The following is a 1,279-nucleotide window of genomic DNA, read 5'->3' as shown; positions in this document are numbered from 1 at the left end:
TTGCCAGCCAAGTCATAGGTGTAGCTAAAGGTAGCTAACTCCTGACTATTTTGATCAGAGATAGCCATATTGGTCAGTTGACCCAGACTATCATAGCTGTAGGCTTGGACCAGAGTTTGTCCATCTTGGGTGATGGTTTCTTTGGAAAAAAGCAGAGCTTCTCAGCTAGTCTTGTATAGTAGTTAGATTTTCGAAGATCTATGTATATATTCTATCATACCAAAAAGAAATCACCCAGAAAAAATCCTAGGTGATTATGTCCTGCAAAAGAGTTTTCAAGATACCATTGAGAATCCTCCTCAATTGTATGAATTTATTTACAAAATTGCATTATAGATTTTCAAGACCTTTTCAAACTGTTTTACAAAACTCTCAGAAACCGAGAACGTAATTATTTCCTCTTCTTCAATTTCTAAACAAATGCAAAATGATTTTGCTGTTTCTATATTTTGATACAGTTCCTCAACAGATTGTATCTTGGAAACAACAATAAAATTCAAATCCCAAATATTCTCACACTTTTTTAGTAGCCTTGAAAAATCTGTCAGTTCAATTAAGCTAAAGTGGTTAAACCTAATCATACTCGAGAACTCGATTAGGTTATCACGTTCCAAAATATCCGCTTGAGAATTTCCGTTATTACTTGGAATAACATTAAATTCAGACAGATAAATGTATAAAGGAATAGAAATTTCTTCTAAAACTTTTAAAATGTCTTCCACGAAATTTACATTTTTACCTTCTAGTAAAAAATTATATTTTCTCATTGGTTACCTCCAAAATTATATGGGATATTTTTCTCAAATCGATAATCAATTTTATATCCTGTACCTAGTGTATCTTTATTATATATAATCTGATGCCAATGGGGATTTGAATGATTATTTGGATGACCATGGTCAGAATAGTCTACCCACCCAATCTGACGACCATAATCATCATAAAATTTTGTTTGTTTTATCACACCATTAGCATCATATTTGTGCAAATATTTTATTCCAGGCGAAACATTTTGAGGTAATTTTTTACTATATTTGGCATCTGGTACAAATGGCTCGTATTTATTTTCTAAACTCTGACTTTTCTGAGAGTGAACTTGAGAACTATTTAAGGAAGATTCATATTTAATAAACTGCCTAGTGGTATAAGTACCTACCCCTGCTTGAATAATTGGAATGAGTGGCACATACGGCGCTATCTTTTTCTCTAGGTCTGTGGCTGGGGTGCCATCTGGTCTGCGACCAGTTTCTTGGATATGCTTGTAGAGGTTCAGGTAATG

2 protein-coding genes are annotated in these 1,279 nt (G+C 33.5%); both read right to left on the bottom strand.

The window, feature by feature from the left end; translation table 11 throughout:
- Positions 1-317: 317 nt before the first annotated feature.
- Complete coding sequence (locus F602_RS0100010; RefSeq protein WP_018165940.1) at positions 318-767, bottom strand: hypothetical protein; 450 nt, start codon at positions 765-767, stop codon at positions 318-320.
- Positions 764-1,279: hypothetical protein (locus F602_RS10060; protein ID WP_040839495.1), on the bottom strand; the 516-nt coding region annotated here is incomplete at its 5' end. The genes F602_RS0100010 and F602_RS10060, both read right to left, overlap by 4 nt.

Origin of the sequence: Streptococcus minor DSM 17118 (assembly GCF_000377005.1) — a bacterium.
In the GTDB taxonomy this organism is placed as follows: Bacteria; Bacillota; Bacilli; order Lactobacillales; family Streptococcaceae; genus Streptococcus; species Streptococcus minor.
The sequence above is the reverse complement of the archived record's forward strand: the minus strand, read 5'-3'. Positions and strand labels throughout refer to the sequence as shown.